At 72.6% G+C, this 18,854-nt stretch carries 5 protein-coding genes; all 5 read left to right on the forward strand.

Annotated elements, in window-relative coordinates; all coding sequences use genetic code 11:
- Window positions 1–120: 120 nt before the first annotated feature.
- From AMO33_RS03680 to AMO33_RS03700, 5 genes are read left to right on the forward strand one after another with little or no spacing between them, the layout of a single operon-like run.
- Entirely contained in the window at window positions 121–9,756 is a 9,636-nt protein-coding gene (locus AMO33_RS03680; RefSeq protein WP_240327405.1) for a non-ribosomal peptide synthetase, read from the forward strand.
- Entirely contained in the window at window positions 9,753–15,266 is a 5,514-nt protein-coding gene (locus AMO33_RS03685) for a non-ribosomal peptide synthetase (protein WP_240327406.1), read from the forward strand. The genes AMO33_RS03680 and AMO33_RS03685 overlap by 4 nt, the downstream gene beginning before the upstream one ends.
- Complete coding sequence (locus tag AMO33_RS03690) at window positions 15,263–16,402, forward strand: saccharopine dehydrogenase NADP-binding domain-containing protein (RefSeq protein ID WP_060590535.1); 1,140 nt, start codon at window positions 15,263–15,265, stop codon at window positions 16,400–16,402. Before AMO33_RS03685 ends, AMO33_RS03690 begins: the two co-directional genes overlap by 4 nt.
- Complete coding sequence (locus AMO33_RS03695) at window positions 16,399–17,544, forward strand: Gfo/Idh/MocA family oxidoreductase (RefSeq protein ID WP_240327408.1); 1,146 nt, start codon at window positions 16,399–16,401, stop codon at window positions 17,542–17,544. The genes AMO33_RS03690 and AMO33_RS03695 overlap by 4 nt, the downstream gene beginning before the upstream one ends.
- Window positions 17,541–18,833 carry a cytochrome P450 gene (locus AMO33_RS03700; protein ID WP_060590537.1) on the forward strand — a complete coding sequence of 431 codons (1,293 nt, stop codon included), beginning with the start codon at window positions 17,541–17,543 and terminating at the stop codon, window positions 18,831–18,833. The genes AMO33_RS03695 and AMO33_RS03700 overlap by 4 nt, the downstream gene beginning before the upstream one ends.
- Window positions 18,834–18,854 lie beyond the last annotated feature (21 nt).

The following is an 18,854-nucleotide window of genomic DNA, read 5'->3' on the forward strand; positions in this document are numbered from 1 at the left end:
GTCGCCGTAGATTCTAGCATTGTTGAAAATGATTTTCGTTTTGCTTTGGTCGTTGCTGTTGCTGGTCTGCTGTCGAGGGAAGTGATGAAAGACAATCTCCGTTCGTTACCGACACCCTCGATGGCACCGACAGCCGGGCACGACGATGTGCGGCAGACGGTCAGCGAATTGACCGGAGTACCGGTCGAGGAACTGACCGACAACGCGAACGTGCTCGAGCTCGGCCTCGATTCGGTGACGCTCATGCGGATCTCCGGGCTCATGCGCCGCGCGGGCCACCGCGTCGAGTACCGCGACCTCGTCCGGAACCCGACACTCGGCGCCTGGCAGGCCCTGCTGGGCCGTCGCGAACCCGGCCGCGACGAAAGTCGTTCGGAGGCAGCGGAAACCAGCACGGTGGATCTCGCGCAGCCGTTCCCGCTGGCGGTGATGCAACATGCCTTCTGGGTCGGCCGCACGCGCGCGCAGCACCTCGGCGCGGTCGCCGCGCACTTCTACAGCGAGTTCGACCACGCAGACGGCCTGGACCCGGACCGGCTCGAGCGGGCGATGCGCGCACTGATCGCCCGGCACCCGCAACTGCGCGTCATCGTCGACGCCGCGGGCATGCAGCGGGTCACGGAGCAGGGCTGCTGGCGGGGGTTGGTCGTGCACGACCTGCGTGACATGCCGGAACCGGTCCGGCAGCGGCGGCTGGCCGAGATCCGGGACACCTGCTCGCACCGCAGTATGGACGTCGCGGGCGGCGAGGTGATCGATCTCCAGCTCTCGCTGCTGCCCGGCGGGCGGACCCGGGCCCACCTGGACCTGGACATGATCGCGGGCGACGCGCTGAGCCTGCGCAACCTCCTCGGCGACCTGACCGCGCTGTACCGGCACGGGCCCGACGCGCTGCCCGCCCTGGACTACACCTATGCCCGCTATCTCGCCGATCGCGGTCGGCTGCGGTCGGCCGCGCGCGAGCAGGCCAGGCAGTGGTGGCAGCGCCGGCTACCGGATCTGCCTGCCGCACCCCAGCTTCCGCTGCTGGCCACCGAGACGAACGGGGTGGCGCGGGTCGACCGGCGCGCCCACCGGTTGTCGCCCGAGCGGGCGGCGCTGCTGCGCGAGCGCGCCCACCGGGCCGGAGTGACCACCGCCGGCGTGCTCGCCACGGTTTTCGCGGAAACGGTCGGTATGTGGAGCGCCACCGATCGGTTCCTGCTCAATCTGCCCGCCTTCGATCGCGAGCCGCTGCACGACGACGTGGACCGCCTCGTCGGCGACTTCTCCAGTTCGGTGCTTCTCGACGTGGACCTGTCCGAGCCGCTGCCGGTGGTCGAGCGGGCGCGCGCGCTCACCGTCCGCCTGCGCGAGGTGCTCGGCTACACCGCCTATACCGGGGTCGAGGTGCTGCGGGACCTGAGCCGGGCCGCCGGTGGCGACCGCGTCCTTGCACCGGTGGTGTACACCAGTGCGCTGAGCCTGGGCGAGTTGTACGCGCCCGAGGTTCGGCGGTACCTCGGCGAGCCGTCCTGGACGATCTCCCAGGGCCCGCAGGTCTGGTTGGACGCGCAGGTGACCGAGTTCGACGGCGGCATCCTGCTCAACTGGGACGCCCGGGTGTCGCTGTTTCCCCCCGGGCTGCTGGACGCCATGTTCGACGCCTACGTGCGGTTCGTCGATCTGCTGATCGACGACGACGGCGCCTGGGGCAGGGCAGCGCCCCGTCCCGAGGTCCGCCGCCACCACGCCCCGACCACGTCGGCTCCCGGCGTGCCGCTGCCGCACCGGTTCTTCGCCCGGGCGGCCGTCGACCCCGGACGCACCGCCCTGCTGGCCGACGGTGCCGCGATCTCCTACGGTGCGCTCGCCGAGCGGGCCCGGCGCATGGCGGGCCTGTTGCGGGCGCGGGGAATCGGGCGCGGTGACAGCGTGGGCATCACCCTGCCCAAGGGCGTCGACCAGATCGTGGCGGTGCTGGGCGTGCTCGCCGTGGGCGCCACCTACGTGCCCTCGGGTGTCGACCTGCCCGCGGCGCGGCGCGAACGGGTCTACCGCACCGCCGGGGCGCGGTGGGTGATCACCGATCCGGACACCGCGGCTGCCGGATGGCCCGCGGACCTCACCGCGATCTTCCCCCAGCAGGCGCGCGCGGTGGCCCCGGTGCCGGACATCGCCGAGGTCGATCCGGAGGACGTCATGTACGTCATCTTCACCTCCGGGTCCACCGGGGTCCCGAAGGGTGTCGAGGTGCCGCACCGGGCGGTGGCCGCGACGATCGACGCGGTCGACGACGTGTTCGGTATCGGCGCCGAGGATCGGACGATCGCGCTGTCCGCCTTGGATTTCGACCTGTCCGCCTACGACCTGTTCGCGTTCCTGACGGTCGGCGGCTCGGTGGTGGTGGTCGAGGAGGCGCAGCGGCGGGATGCCGCCGCGTGGGCCGCGCTGATCCGCCGGTGGGGCGTCACCGTCGTCAGCGCGGTGCCCGCCCTGCTGGACATGTTGCTGACCGCCGCGGCCGACACCGGGCTGGGCGCGACGCTGCGGCTCGTCATGCTGGGCGGCGACCGGGTGACGGTGGATCTGCCGGAACGGTTGCGCCGCCTGGTCCCCGATTGCCGGTTCGCCGGTCTGGGCGGCATGACCGAGGCCGCCATCCACGCCACGGTGTGCGAAGTCGGGACGGTGGATCCCGGCTGGTCGAGCGTGCCCTACGGGGTTCCGCTCCCGCACGCGGGCTGCCGTGTGGTGGATCCGCGCGGGCGGGACTGCCCTGACTGGGCGGCGGGCGAGCTGTGGGTCACCGGGGCCGGGCTGGCACACGGCTACCGCGGCGACCCGGAACGCACCGCCGAGAAGTTCGTCCACCACGACGGGCGCCGCTGGTATCGCACCGGTGACCTGGTGCGCTACCGGCCCGACGGAACCCTCGAATTCCTGGGCCGCATCGACCATCAGGTCAAGATCCGCGGGCACCGCATCGAACTGGGCGAGGTCGAAGCCGTGCTCGCCGAGCATCCCCGGGTGACGGCCGCGGCCGCCGGCGTGCTCGAGCACCCGGCCCGTGCCCTCGGTGCGGTCGTGGTCGGGGACGAGATCACCGACGGCGGGCTGCGTGCCTGGCTCGCCGAGCGGCTGCCCCCGTACATGGTCCCGCGCCGGTTCGTCCGCGCCCCCGCGCTGCCGATCACGCGCAACGGCAAGATCGACCGCGACGCGGTGCGCGCCACCCTCGCTGCCGCGAGCACCCGCGACGGCACGGAATCCGGTGCGCCTCTGGAAGGTGTCGAGCGGGCGGTGGCGCGGGCCTGGGCGGCGGTGCTCGGTGTCGAGGAGATCCGTCGCGACGACGACTTCTTCGCCCTCGGTGGCGACAGCCTGCTGGCCACCCGCCTGATCCGGCGGCTGCTCGCCGACGGGGTGCGGGGCGCGGACCTGGCGCGCCTGTTCACCACACCCACGCTCGCCGCTTTCGCCTCGACGCTGACCTTCGGCGCGGCCACGGCGCTGCCGGAGATCGTCGCCGATCCCGCCAACAGGCACGCACCGTTCCCGCTGACCGATATCCAGGTCGCCTACTGGCTGGGCCGGTCCGACGATTTCGATCTCGGCGGTGTCGGCGCGCACCTGTACGTCGAATACGACTGGCCCGGAGTCGATCCGGTGCGGCTGGCGGCCGCGTGGAACCGGGTCGTCGACCGCCATCCGATGCTGCGTGCGGTGGTGGCCACCGATGGGACGCAACGCGTCCTCGCCCGGGTGCCCCGGTACGAGATCCCGGTGGTCGACGGACCCGTCACCGCCGTCCGCGACGACATCGCCGACCGTCTCCGCGACGCCGGGCGCTGGCCGCTGTTCGACGTGCGGGTCGTGCGCGACGGCGACTCGACGCGGGTCTGCGCCGCGTTCGACACCCTCATCGCCGATGGTCTGAGTGCGTTGGTGTTGTTGTCGGAGTGGATGCGGCTGTACGAGGACCCGGCGCTCGAGCTCGCGCCCGTGTCGCTGGAGTTCCGGGATTACGTGTTGAGTTGTGCGCCGTCGGAGGCGGAAGTGGCTGCGGCGCTGTCGTATTGGCGGGGTCGGTTGGCCGAGCTGCCGCCGGGGCCGCAGCTGCCGTTGCGGGTGTTGCCGGCGGCGGTGGGGCGGCCGCGGTTCACGCGCCGGGAGGTCCGCCTCGATTCCGAGCTCTGGCAGGTGATCGTGCGGCGTGCGCGTGGCCTGGGTGTGACACCGAGTGTGGTGTTGCTGGCCTGCTACACCACCGTGCTGGGCGCGTGGAGTGCGCAGCGGGAGCTGACGGTGACGTTGACGCGCTTCGATCGCCGTGAGGTGCATCCGGATGTGATGCGGGTGGTGGGCGATTTCAGCGCATTGTTGCTGGTGGCGGATCAGCCGGCGCGGGGGGAGAGTTGGCTCGGCCGGGTGCGGCGGTTGCAGGAGCAACTGTGGCGCGACCTCGATCACCAGCAGGTCTCGGCGGTGCGGGTGCTGCGCGAGCTGGCGCGGGAGAGCGCGGTGGCCGCGGAACCGGTGCCGGTGGTGTTCACCTCGATGCTCGGGGTGGACGACGAGCTGGCGCGGTCGATCCGGTGGCCGGATGTCACCCGGACCCAGACGCCGCAGGTGTGGCTGGACCACCAGGTCGTCGAGGTGGCCGATGGTCTGGTGCTGAGCTGGGATTCGGTGGACGAGTTGTTCCCCGACGGGCTGGTCGAGGACATGTTCGCCGCCTACCAGGGGTTGGTGCGGGGGTTGGGTGACCTGGATTGGGGGCAGCCGCTCGCGCCTGCGCTGCCCGCGAGGCAACGGGCTGTCCGGGACCGGGTCAACGACACCGCCGCGCCGGTGGACGGTGAGTTGTTGCACGCGCCGATGTTCGAGGTCGCCGCCGCCGATCCCGGCCGTGTGGCGCTCGTTGATGGCGCGGTGACCGTCTCCTTCGGCGACCTGGCGGAGCACAGCCGCCGGATCGCGGCGATGCTGTCCGCGCGGGGCGTGCGTCCCGGTGATGCGGTCGCGGTGTGTGCCGCGCGTGGTGCCGGGTTGGTGGCGGGCCTGTATGGGGTGTTGGCGGCGGGGGCGGCGTATGTGCCGGTGGCCGTGGATCAGCCGGTGCGGCGCCGGACCGCGATCCTTGATCAGGCCGGGGTCACGGCCGTCCTCACCGACGATCGGGCCCGATTCGCGGGCGGGGCCGTCCAAGTGCCGGTGGTAACGATCGCCGACGCCCGCCGGTACGCGCCCGCGCCGGTCCATCGGGGGAGCGGCTGCGATCTCGCCTACGTGATCTTCACCTCCGGCTCGACCGGTGTTCCGAAGGGTGTCGAGATCGAGCATCGGCAGGTGGTGAACACCCTCGCGGATCTGCGGGACCGGTATGGGCTCGGCGCGGGTGATCGGGTATTGGCGGTGGCGGCAGCCGATTTCGATCTGTCGGTGTTCGATCTGTTCGGGGTTCTGGGTGCGGGTGGTAGCGCGGTGATCGTGTCCGACGAGGACCGGCGCGATCCGGAGCGGTGGCTGGCGCTGGTGCGCGAGCACGGGGTGACCGTCTGGAACACGGTTCCGGCGATGCTGGACATGCTGCTCACCGTCGCCGAATCCGGGCCGGGGCTCCCGGCGTCACTGCGGTGCGCGCTGGTGTCGGGGGACTGGGTCGGTCTGGATCTGCCCGGCAGGCTCGCCGCCATGTCGGCGAGGTGTCGTCTGATCGCGTTGGGTGGGGCGACGGAGGCGTCGATCTGGTCGAACTGTTTCGAGGTGGAGTCGGTGGATCCGGGGTGGGTGTCGATTCCTTATGGTCGCCCGTTGCGGAATCAGCGGTTTCGGGTGGTGGACGAGCAGGGCGATGATCGGCCGGATTGGGTGCCGGGGGAGTTGTTGATCGGTGGTGCCGGTGTCGCGCGTGGATATCGCGGGCGGCGGGACCTGACGGCGGCGTCGTTTTTCGACGAGGGCGGTGTTCGTTGGTATCGGACCGGTGATGTGGGGCGGTATCGCGGTGATGGGGTGTTGGAGTTCTTGGGGCGGGTCGATCGGCAGGTCAAGATTCGTGGTCATCGGGTGGAGTTGGGGGAGGTCGAGCAGGCGATAGCCGCCCATCCGGGGGTGCGGCGGGCGTTCGCGGTGGCGGTGGGGGAGCGGGCGCAGGCTCGGCTGGTCGCCTTCGTCGAACCCGAACTCCCCGAAGACCTTCCACACTTCCTCGCGGACCGGATTCCCGGGGGCTGGGCGCCCGAGCTGATCGCCCTGCCGGCTCCGCCGCTGACCGGCAACGGGAAGATCGACCACGCCGCCCTGATCCGGCGCGCCGAAGCGGTGATGGCGGCGCCCGGCACCACGCCCGGTGAGCCGGTGCGGCCGGGGCGGGAGACCCGGATCGCGCGGATCTGGCAGGACATCCTGGGCGGCGGCCTGCCCGACCGGCACGCCAACTTCTTCGCGATGGGCGGCGACTCGCTGTCGGCGACCCGGCTGGTCGGCCGCCTCGCCCGCGAAGTCGGCATCACCGTCACCCTGCGCGCGTTCTTCCTCGATCCGACCATCGCCGGACTCGGCAGGCACGCCGACACCGACACCGCGGTCGAGCCCTTACGGCGCGCAGCCCGGATCCCGGCGGTGACCGCCGACCCCGAGCATCGCCTCGACCCGTTCCCGCTCACCGATATCCAGGTCGCCTACTGGCTCGGTCGGTCGGCCGATTTCGACCTCGGCGGCATCGGTGCCCAACTCTACGTCGAATACGACTGGCCGGACCTGGACGTGCCGCGCCTGGAAGGCGCCTGGAACACGGTGCTCGCCCGGCACGCCATGCTGCGGGCGGTGGTCGGCGCCGACGGTAGGCAACGCGTCCTGCCCGCCACCCCGGGCCACCGGATCCCGATCGTCGCGGCGAACGACGACTTCGAGGGTGTCGCCGCCGCGGTGCGAGCGGAGATGGCGAGCGGGGCACTGGACGCCGCCGCGGGACCGCTGTTCGACCTGCGGGTCGTGCGCGCGGCCGACCGGGCCAGGGTCTGCGTCGTCTTCGACAGCTTGATCGTCGATGGTCTGAGTGCGCTGGTGTTGTTGTCGGAGTGGATGCGGCTGTACGAGGACCCGGCGCTCGAGCTCGCGCCCGTGTCGCTGGAGTTCCGGGATTACGTGCTGGGTTGTGCGCCGTCGGAGGCGGAAGTGGCTGCGGCGCTGTCGTATTGGCGGGGTCGGTTGGCCGAGCTGCCGCCGGGGCCGCAGCTGCCGTTGCGGGTATTGCCGGCGGCGGTGCGGCGGCCGCGGTTCACGCGCCGGGAAGTCCGCCTCGATCCCGAGCTCTGGCACGCCATCGTCCGCCGTGCCCGCACCGTCGGCGTCACACCGAGCGTGGTGTTGCTGGCCTGCTACACGTGGGTGCTCGGCCAGTGGAGTGCGCAGCGGGAGCTGACGGTGACGTTGACGCGCTTCGATCGCCGTGAGGTACATCCGGATGTGATGCGGGTGGTCGGCGACTTCAGCTCCCTGCTGCTGGTCGCGGACCGTCCCGGCGCGCAGGAGAGCTGGCTCGGCCGGGTGCGGCGGTTGCAGGAGCAACTGTGGCACGACCTCGACCACCAACAGGTCTCGGCGATCCGCGTCCTGCGCGAACTCGCCCGCGACAGCGCGGCGCCCGCGGAACCGGTGCCGGTGGTGTTCACCTCGATGCTGGGCGTGGACGACGAGCTGGCGCGGTCGGTGCGCTGGCCGGACTACACGCAGACGCAGACACCCCAGGTGTGGCTGGACCACCAGGTCATCGAACTGCCGGACGGTCTGCTGCTGAGCTGGGACTCCGTCGACGAGTTGTTCCCCGACGGGCTGATCGACGAGATGTTCGCCGCCTACCACGGGTTGGTGCGGCGGTTGGGTGACCTGGATTGGGAGCAGTCGCTCGCACCTGCGCTGCCCGCGAGGCAACGGGCCGTCCGAGACCGGGTCAACGACACCGCCGCGCCGGTGGCCGGTGAGTTGCTGCATGCGCGGATGTTCGAGGTCGCCGCCGCCGACCCCGACCGGACCGCGCTCGTCACCGGGGACACCGTTGTGAGCTTCGGCGCGCTGGCCGACCACAGTCGGCGGATCGCGGCACTGCTCGCCGCCCACGGTGTTCGTCCCGGTGATGCGGTCGCGGTCTGCGCGGCGCGCGGTGCGGCGCTGGTCGCGGCGCTGTACGGCGTGTTGGCGGCGGGGGCGGCGTATGTGCCGGTGGCGGTGGATCAGCCGGTGCAGCGCCGGACCGCGATCCTTGATCAGGCCGGCGTCGCGGCCGTCCTCACCGACGACACCCGCCGATTCCCCGCACCCGCTCACCCCACCGCACCCGCTCGTCCCGCCGGCGCCGCGGCTGCCGAGCCGCCGGTCCTGGACATTGCCGACGCCCGCGGGCACGAGCCCGCGCCGGTCCATCGGGGGAGCGGCTGCGATCTCGCCTACGTGATCTTCACCTCCGGCTCGACCGGTGTTCCGAAGGGTGTCGAGATCGAGCATCGGCAGGCGGTGAACACCCTCGCGGATCTGCGGGACCGCTACGGCCTCGGCGCGAGTGACCGTGTACTCGCCCTCGCCGCAGCCGATTTCGATCTGTCGGTGTTCGATCTGTTCGGGGTCCTGGGTGCCGGTGGTAGCGCGGTGATCGTGTCCGACGAGGACCGGCGCGATCCGGAGCGGTGGCTGGCACTGGTGCGCGAGCACGGGGTGACCGTCTGGAACACGGTCCCGGCGATGCTGGACATGCTGCTCACCGTCGCCGAGACCGTCCCCGAACCCCTCCCGACCCTGCGGCTTGCCCTGGTGTCCGGCGACTGGGTGGGACTGGATCTGCCCGCCCGCCTCGCGGCCCGCTCCGCGAACTGCCGCTTCATCGCGTTGGGTGGGGCGACGGAGGCGTCGATCTGGTCGAACTGTTTCGAGGTCGAGCGGGTCGATCCGGCGTGGGTGTCCATTCCTTACGGTCGCCCGTTGCGGAATCAACGGTTCCGAGTGGTGGACGAGCAGGGCAATGATCGCCCGGACTGGGTGCCGGGCGAGCTGTTGATCGGTGGTGCCGGAGTCGCCCGAGGATATCGCAGCAGACCGGACCTGACGGCGGCGTCGTTTTTCGACGAGGGCGGTGTTCGTTGGTATCGGACCGGTGATGTGGGGCGGTATCGCGATGAGGGGGTGTTGGAGTTCTTGGGGCGGGTCGATCGGCAGGTCAAGGTTCGCGGTCATCGGGTGGAGTTGGGCGAGGTCGAGCAGGCGATAGCCGCCCATCCGGCGGTGCGGCGGGCGTTCGCGGTGGCGGTGGGGGAGCGGGCCCAGGCTCGGCTGGTCGCCTTCGTCGAACCCGAACTCCCCGAAGACCTTCCGCGCTTCCTCGCCGACCGACTGCCTTCCGCCTGGATCCCCGACCTGATACCGCTGCCGGCTCCGCCGCTGACCGGCAACGGAAAGATCGACCACGCCGCGCTGGCCCGCCGCGCCCGAACCCAGTCCGACCCGCCCGACCACGAACCAGGCGAACCCATCCGCCCCGGACTCGAATCCCGGATCGCGCAGATCTGGGCGGACACCGTCGGCGCCGCACCGCCCGACCGGCACACGAGCTTCTTCGCCGTCGGCGGCGACTCGCTGTCGGCGACCCGGCTTGTCGGCCGCCTCGCCCGCGAACTCGGCATCACCGTCACCCTGCGCGCGTTCTTCGCCGCCCCCACCATCGCCGGACTCGGCGACAACGACCCGCACAACGGTATCGACCTCGAAGAAGGTGCTCTGTGAACGTCCCCGAACTGGTAACCGATCTGCGACAGCGCGGAGTGCACCTGTGGGCCGACGGCGAACAGCTGCGATTCCGCGCCCCGCAAGGTGTGCTGACCGCCGACCACCGCGAACAGCTGGCGGCGCACAAACCCGCCGTGCTGGCCCACCTCGCCCGGGAACAGGCGACGATCAGCGTGTCCGCCGACCCGGACGCCGCGCACGAACCGTTCCCGCTGACCCCGGTGCAACAGGCCTACCTGATCGGCCGCGACCCCACCTACCCCTTCGGCGGCGTCGCCTGCGCCAGCTACCTCGAAATCGCCTATGACAGCGCCGAACCCGCAGTCCTCGAACAGGCGTGGAACACCCTCGTTGCCCGCCACGACATGCTCCGCGCCACCGTCCACGCCGACGGCTACCAACAGGTCGCCGCGACCGTACCGCACTACGCGATCCCGGTGACCGATCTGCCGGACGCCGACCCCGCCGACCTCGCCGCCGCCCTCGACCGCCGGCGCGACGCCCTGCTCGGTTCGGCCGGCGACCCCGGCACCTGGCCGCTGTTCGCGCTGCACATCACCCGCACCGGCACCGGATGCGTCCTGCACCTGCTGGTGGAACTGCTGGTGGTCGACGCCGCGAGCATGCAGCTGCTGCTCGCCGAACTCGACGACCTCGTGCGCGCCGGCGACGCCGCCGCACTGCCACCCGCCCCCGCGATCGGCTTCCGCGACTACCTGCTCGGCGTCCAGCAGCTGCGCCACGGCCCGCGCTACCACCGCGACCGCGACTACTGGCAGGCCAGAATCGACTCCCTGCCCGCCGCACCCGACCTGCCCACCCGCGCGAACACCGACGACGCCGACGTCGAGCCCGGCTTCGACCGGTTGCACCACCGGCTGCCCGCCGCCGCCCTGGCCGGACTGACCCGCCACGCGACAGCGCACGGCCTGACCGCCTCCGGCGCGGTGCTGGCCGCCTACGCCGAGGTGATCGGGCGGTGGAGCCGCACCCGGCGGTTCACCCTGAACCTGCCGGTGTTCAACCGGCTGCCCGCGCACGCCGACATCGGCGCGGTGCTCGGCGATTTCACCTCCGTCGAACTGCTCGGCATCGACCTCGACGAGCACGACACCTTCGCCGACCGCGCCCGCGGCATCACCACCCAGCTGTTCACCGATCTGGATCACCGCCTGTTCGACGGCGTGGAAGTGCTCGGCGAACTCACCCGCCGCGCGGGCAACCCGGTGCTCATGCCCGTCGTGTTCACCAGCACCCTCGGCTCCGGCGACGCCGGGGCGCGTGCCCGGCGCGGCCGCATCCTGCGCGGCATCACCCGCACCCCGCAGGTGTGGCTCGACTGCCAGATCACCCCCGACGACGACGGATTGCTGGTCGCCTGGGACGTCCGCCGCGGCGTGCTGGCCGGGGACACGGCCACCGCCGCGTTCGCCGCGTTCGTCGATCTGCTCACCCGGCTCGCCGAAACCCCCGAAACCTGGACCGAGCCCTACCCAGTGCCCCTCCCCGCGGCGCAGCGCGCTCGGCGCGACCGGTACAACGACACCGCCGCCGCGACCACGCCGCGGCTGCTGCACCAGCGGATCCTGGCGCGCGCCGACCTCGCGCCCGACGCGCCCGCGGTCATCCACCGCGACCGCGTGCTCGGCTACGGCGAGCTACGGCGCCGCGTCGCCGCCACCGCCGTCGCACTGCGCGATGCGGGCGTGCGGGCCGGTGACCGGGTGGCCGTGCTCATGGAGAAGGGGCCGGAACAGGTCGTGGCCGTGCTCGCGACGTCGACGATCGGCGCCGCCTACGTGCCGATCACCGTCACCCAGCCGATGGCCCGCCGGGAACGGATCATCGAGCGGGCGGGCGCCCGGGTGGCGCTCACCCAGTCCTGGCTGCGCGACGCGGGCGAGATCCCCGCCACCACCGAACCCCTGGCCGTCGACCTGCTGGCGGGCATCGACATCGTGCCCGACAGCGCGGGCGACCCCGACACCCCCGCCTACGTCATCTACACCTCCGGCTCCACCGGCGAACCGAAAGGCGTCGTCGTCACCCACCGCGCCGCGGCCAACACCCTCGACGACATCGAGACGCGCTTCGCCCTCACCCCCGCCGACCGGGTGCTCGGCATCGCGAGCCTGGCCTTCGACCTGTCGGTGTGGGACATCTTCGGCGTGCTCGCCGCCGGCGGCGCGGTCGTGCTCCCCGACCAGGACCGCGCCGACGACCCCTCCCACTGGCTCGACCTGGTCCACCGGCACGCGGTCACGCTGTGGAACAGCGTGCCCGGACACCTGCAGATGCTGCTGGACGTGCTCGACTCCCCGCCCGATCCGGCCGCACCGGCCGCACCCGCGGCCCGCATCGCCGCGCTGCGGCTGGTCCTGCTGTCCGGCGACTGGATCCCCCTTGACCTACCCGACCGGATGCGCGCCCACCACCCCGAGCTCACCGTGATCGGACTGGGCGGGGCCACCGAGGCCGCCATCTGGTCCATCCACCACCCGGTGCGCGAGATCGACCCGCGGTGGCGCAGCATCCCCTACGGCACCCCGCTGCGGAACCAGGCCGTGCACGTGCTCGACGGTGCGTTGCAGGACTGCCCCGACCACGTCACCGGCGAAATCCACATCGGCGGAACGGGACTGGCCGAGGGCTACCTCGGCGACGAGGAGCTGACCACGCAGCGGTTCATCCGGCACCCCCGCACCGGCGACCGGCTGTACCGCACCGGCGATCTGGGCCGCTTCCACCCCGACGGCAGGCTCGAATTCCTCGGCCGCGAGGACACCCAGGTCAAGATCCGCGGCCACCGGGTCGAACTCGGCGAGATCGAGTCGGCGCTGCGCCGCCATCCCGCCGTCGCCGATGCCGCGGTCCTGGTCGACGGCAGGGGACCGGGCGCGCGGCTGTTCGGCTTCGCCGAGATCGCGACCGGCGACGGCGGCGGCGGGCAGGCCGCGGCGGAGGTGCTCGCTGCCGCCGAGCACGCCGCGGCGGCCGCGCACCGCGACATCGACGGCGAAGCGTTCGTCGCGCTGATGAACGCCGTCGACGAGATGGCCATGCTGTCCATCGCCGCCGAGTTGCGCGCGAACGGCCTGTTCGATCACCGCGACCGCGCCCACGACATCGCCGAGATCGCCGCCGCCACCGGTGTTTCCGACCGCCAGCACGGCCTGCTGACTCGCTGGCTGGCCGCCCTCGCCGACGGGGGAGCCGTGCGCCACGATCCGGCCACCGGCCGCTACCGCGATCTGATCGCCGCGGGTCCGGACGCGGTCGAGGCGGCGTGGCGGCGTATCGACGAACTGGAAGCGATCGTCGGCTACGGCAGCGAGACCCTGTCCTACATCAAGGCATGCAGCAGCAGACTCGACGACCTGCTGCGCGGCGCGCTCGACGTGCGCGAACTGCTGTTCCCCGCCGGGAAACCCGGCGCCGCCCACGCGGTGTACCGCACGAACCTGGTGGCGCGCAGCTCCCATCGCATCGTGATCGACACCGTGTGCGAAATCGCCCGGCAGACACCGCACCGGCTGCGGGTGCTCGAGGTCGGCGCGGGCATCGCGGGCACCAGCACCGACCTGATCCCCGCGCTGGCCGAGTTCGAACCGGACTATTTGTTCACCGACATCTCCGAGTACTTCCTCGGCGAAGCCCGCGCGAGGTTCGCCGCGCATCCCTGGGTGCGTTACGGGCGCTTCGACATCAACGCCGACGCGCTCGACCAGGGCCTGCGACCCAACTCCGCCGATGTCATCCTGTGCGCGAACGTGCTGCACAACTCGGTCGACGCCGACGCGGTGCTGGCGCGGCTGCGCGACCTGCTCGCGCCGGGCGGCTGGCTGGTGTTCCTCGAACCCACCCGGCAGCACAACTACGCGCTGCTGGTGTCGATGGAGTTCGAGTTCTTCAGTGAGCTGGCCGCCTTCACCGATGTTCGCGCGGGCACCGGGCAGGCGTTCTTCACCCGCGACCAGTGGCTGCGCCAGCTCGACACCGCCGGGGCCGAGCAGGTGCGCGTGCTGCCCGCCGAGGACGCTCCGCTCGCCGCCTCCGGCCAGGGCGTGTTCATCGCCCGGTTCAAGAGCGAGCGGCACACCGTCACCGAACACCAACTCACCGACCACGTCGCGACGCTGCTGCCGACCCACATGGTGCCCGACGAACTGCACCTGCTCGACGCCCTGCCCCGCTCGGCCAACGGGAAACTCGACCGGTCCGCGCTGGCCGCCCGCGTCGCCGCCGCACCGGCCGCCACCGCCGATGCCGCCTACACCCCGCCCGCCGACGAGATCGAGGAGCGGATCGCGCAGCTGTGGCAGGAGATGCTCGGCGTGCCCAAGGTCGGCCGCGACCAGAACTTCTACACCCTCGGCGGTGATTCGCTGCTGTTGTCGCAGATGGTCGGCAAGTTGCGCGACCGCGTCCCCGAGGTCGCCGACATCGAATGGCAGGAACTGCTGCGCGACGTCCTGCGCAACCCGACCGTCGCCGCGCTGGCCGCCCGCCGCCGCGGGGCGCGGACCGCGCCCGCCGACACCACCACCGCACCGACCTCGGTGCGGCCGTTGGGCGGCGCGGCCGGACACCCCGCGGGAACCTGGGTGCTGGTGCATGGCGGCACCGGCACGCTCTCGCCCTACGACGCGCTGCTCCCGCATCTGCGCGCCGCGCACCCCGGGGCCCTGCTCGGGCTCGAGCTCACCGACGCGGCGAAGTACTCGGCACTGCCCGCGGACACGGTGATCGGCAGGCAGGCCGCCGACTACGCGAGCGAGCTGCTCGCGCACGACAGCCGCTTCCGGATCATCGGCTATTCCGTCGGCGGGTTGCTGGCCGCCGAGATCGCGCGCACCCTGACCGAGGCGGGGGCGACGGTGGACGAACTCACCGTGATCGGCGCCTACCAGCCGCCCGCCGTGCACGACGAGCTGCTCACCGAGTACGTCTTCGCCCGCTCCCTCGGCGTCGACCCGGCCACCGTCGGATTCCCCGCCGACGACACCGCGGTCGAGACCGCGGTGCGTGTCATCCTCGACCGCACCCCGGACCGGGTTCCGGCCGGTGCGCTCGCCGGGCTCGACGGCGCCGCCGCACTCCCGGCCGCGCAGTTCCGGCAGCTGGCGGCCGTGCCGCGCGCCGATCGCCTCGCCGCGCTGCACACCGCCGCCACCGCCGCGACCGGGCCCTACCGGACCGGCGGACTCACACTCGCCGAATTCCTAAGGCAGTTCGAGATTTTCGCGCACAACCTGCGGGCGATGGGCGCGCACCGCGCCGAGCCCTACGTCGGCCCGATCCGGGTGCTCTGCAACGGCGGTACCGCCACGCTGATGGGCACCCGGGCCGAGGTGGCGCGGTACTGGTCACGGGTCGGGCTCGGCACCGTCGTCATCGACGACATCCCCGGCGATCACCTCACCAGCATGTCGGCGGCGCACGCCGCCGAGGTCGCCGCCCGGATCACCGCGCCGCTGCCGGAGGCGCGCGGCGAGCGGCAGCCGTGACCGAACACAGCCGTCGAACCGGGGCGCGCACCACCGTGGCGGTGCTGGGCGCCACCGGGGTCGTCGGGCGGGCCGCGGTGCGGATGCTCACCGGGCTCGGCATCGGCGAGCTGCGCCTGGGCGCCCGCGACCTCACCCGGGCGTCGGGATTCCCGCCCGACGCCGAACCGCGCCGGGTGGATGCCTTCGACACGGAATCGCTGGCCGCGTTCTGCGCGGGCGCCCGGCTCGTCCTGAACTGCGCGGGCCCGTCCCATCTGCTGCTGGACCGGGTGGCCCGGGCGGCCCTGGCGGCGGGCAGCGACTACGTCGACGTCTCCGGCGACGGCCCCACCCACCGGCTGCTCGCCGGGTCGCCGCTGCTGGACGGCGAGCGGACCGCGGTGCTGTCGGCGGGCATGCTGCCGGGCCTGGCGAACGTCGTTCCGCGCGTGCTGGCCGACGACCTCACCGGCGCCCGGCTGGTAGTCCACGCGGGCGGCATCGAACCGTTCGCCCCGGCCTCGGCCGGCGACCTCGCCCTGTCGCTGGACAGCTCCGACGACGGCCACTGGTACGGCCAGACCCTGGCCGCGTGGTCGGGGGGCCGTCGCGTGCGCAACGCCCTGCCGGTGCGCGAGGACGTCGAGGTCGCCGGGTTCCCCGGCCGGGTCACCACCATGCCGTTCCTCACCGCCGACGCGGAACGGCTGGCCCGGGCGACCGGGTTGGCGGAGCTGCACTGGCACAACGTCTTCGTGGGCAACGCGCTGCGGCTGACGCTCACCCGACTGCGCGGCCGCGTCCGCGCCGACGCCGCGGCGCTCGCCGGGATCGTCGCGGAGATCGGCGCCGCGGCCGACCTCGACCTGGCCGGAACGGACCCCTTCTACCTGATGGCGTTCACGCTGCACCGGCCCGACCGGACCGACACCGCGGTGCTGCGCACCCCGAGCAGCTTCGAGCTCACCGCCGCGACGGCGGTGTGCGCTGTGCGGGCGGTGCTGTCGGGGGCGGTGCCCCCGGGCCTGCACTACGCCGACGACGTCCTCGACCCCCGCGCCCTGCTCGCCGGGGTCACCGCCCTCGGAGCGCTGCCCGTCTGGCACACCCACCGGCACGCCCACGACGAACCGATGGAGGCCGGAAGCCTGTGATCGCCACCGAACCGACGCCCGTACCCGCGACACCGAGGGTCGTCGTGTGCGGCACCTCGTTCGGCCGGGTGTATCTGCGCGCGGTGCAGGCCGACCCGGACGTCGAGCTCGCCGGCATCGTGTCCCGGGGCAGTGCCACGTCTCGGGAGATCGCGAAAACCTCTGGGGTGCCGCACTACTGCGGGGTCGACGAGCTGCCCGGCGACATCGACATCGCCTGCGTCGCGGTGCGCGCGGGCGCGGCGGGCGGTGACGGCGCGCAGCTGGCCCAGCAGCTGCTGCGCCGCGGCATCCACGTGCTACAGGAACACCTGCTGCATCCCGGCGAGCTCGCCGACTGCCTGCGGACCGCCCGCGCGCACGATGCCCGCTACCGGCTCAACGCGTTCTATCCGCACCTGCGCCCGGTCGAATTGTTCCTGCGCGCGGCCGCCATCCTGCGCGCGCGGCAACGGCCACTGCACGTGGACGCCGCGGCGGGTGGCCAGGTCGCCTACTCGCTGCTCGACATCGTCGGCCGTGCTGTGGGCAGGCTGCGGCCGTGGGCGATCGGCGAGCCGGCGCCCGTCGCGCCGGAGCCGGCCGCGCTGGCCGATCCGCCCATGCCCTACACCCACCTGGCCGCCGTGATCGGCGGTGTGCCGGTGTCGTTGCGGGTACAGAACCAGATCCACCCCGCCGACCCGGACAATCACGCGCTGCTGCTGCACCGGATCGCGATCGCCTTCGAGGGCGGCGTGCTGTCGCTGGCCGACACCCACGGACCGGTGCTGTGGAGCCCGCGCCTGCACACCGGCCGCGACGCGACCGGACGACTGGTCATGGCCGGACCCGGCACCGAACGGCTGGACGTGCCAAGCACCGAGGTGCTCGGGCCCGCGACCGCGCCCACGTTCCGGACGGTGTTCGACGAACTCTGGCCGGACAGCGTGCGGGTGGCGTTGCGGCAGTTGCGCGCCGACATCGCCGATCCCCGCCGCTGTGCGGCCGCCGACCAGTGGGCGATGACCGTGACCGCCCTCTGGCAGCGGCTCACCACCGTGCTCGGCCCACCCGAGCTGATCCGGCCGCCCACGCCCGCGCCGGTCCCGTTGCCGCAGCTGCTCGCCGGCCCGGACCCGCAGACCGGAGTCCGCGGATGAACGCGCCCGGTGTGTCCCGGGGACTGGCCGACCTGCACGCGTTCTCGGCCGACCCCTACGCCACCATGTCGCGGCTGTACCGGGAGCACGGCGCGATCACCGAACTCGGAGCCGGGCCGATGCGTTTCCGGCTCGCGCTCGGCACCGACGCGACCGCGTTCATCCTCGGCCACAGCGAACTGTTCAGCTGGGAGGCGGCGTTCACCGCGCTGGCGCCGCTGACCGGGCGGTCCGCCCTGCTGGTCAACGACGGTGACCGGCACCGTCACCTGCGTCGGCTGGTGACACCCGCCTTCACCACGCGCCGTGTCGCCGCGCACCGGGATACCGTGACCCGCCACGTCGAGCAGGCGATGGACGGGTGGGTGCCCGGCGAGGTCGTCGACCTCTATCCGCCGCTGCGCCGGGCCGTGCGCCGCGCCACGCTGGCGAGCCTGTTCGGCGCGGCCGCTGTGGAACGCGCCGACGGCCTGGACGAGTGGCTGCACGACATCCATCAAGCCATCGACACCGACGTCGTCGGCGGGAGCATCGACCGCGGCTCCGGGTCCCCGGTCTGGCGCCGTGCGCTGTTGGCCCGGTCCGCGGTGCACCGGTGGGTGATCGCCGAGATCGAGCGGCGCACCCGGCTGGACGAGCCGGGCGCCGACGTGCTCGGGGTGCTGCTGCGCGGTGTCGACGGCGCCCGCCTCACCGACGACGAAATCACCGACCAGCTGGTCAGTTTGCTCGAGGCCGGTGCCGAGACCACCGCCGCGCAGCTGGCGTGGATGGTGTACCGCACGATGCGTGATCGCCCGCTGTGGGCGTCGGTCACCGCCGCGCTCGCCGGCCATCCCTCGGACGCGCCCGAGCCACCGCGGCTGGCTCGGCTCGTGTCCGAGACGATGCGGCTCTACCCGGCCACGGCGATCATCTCGCGCACGGTGGCCGCCGAATTCACCTTCGCCGGAACCCGTTTCGTCCCCGGCGACCTGCTGATCTTCAGCCCCTTCCACACCCACCGGCTCGATGCGGTGTGGCCGGACCCGGAACGCTTCGATCCCGGCCGGTGGGACCCCGGCTCCCCCCGCTACCGCCGCCCGGCGCCGCACGAGTTCCTGCCCTTCGGTGGCGGCCCGCACCGGTGCATCGGCGCGCGCTTCGCCACCATGGCGATCACCGCCGCGTTCGCCGCGCTCGCGCGCCGGATCGACGGCGAAGTGCTGACCACCGACGCGCGGCCCGCGGGGTTGATCGGGATGCGGCCGCGCGCCGGAATCACGGTGCGTATCACCGCGCGACGATGAGGCGGCGGCCCCGAGGGGCCG

Source organism: Nocardia farcinica (genome assembly GCF_001182745.1).
In the GTDB taxonomy this organism is placed as follows: Bacteria; Actinomycetota; Actinomycetes; order Mycobacteriales; family Mycobacteriaceae; genus Nocardia; species Nocardia farcinica.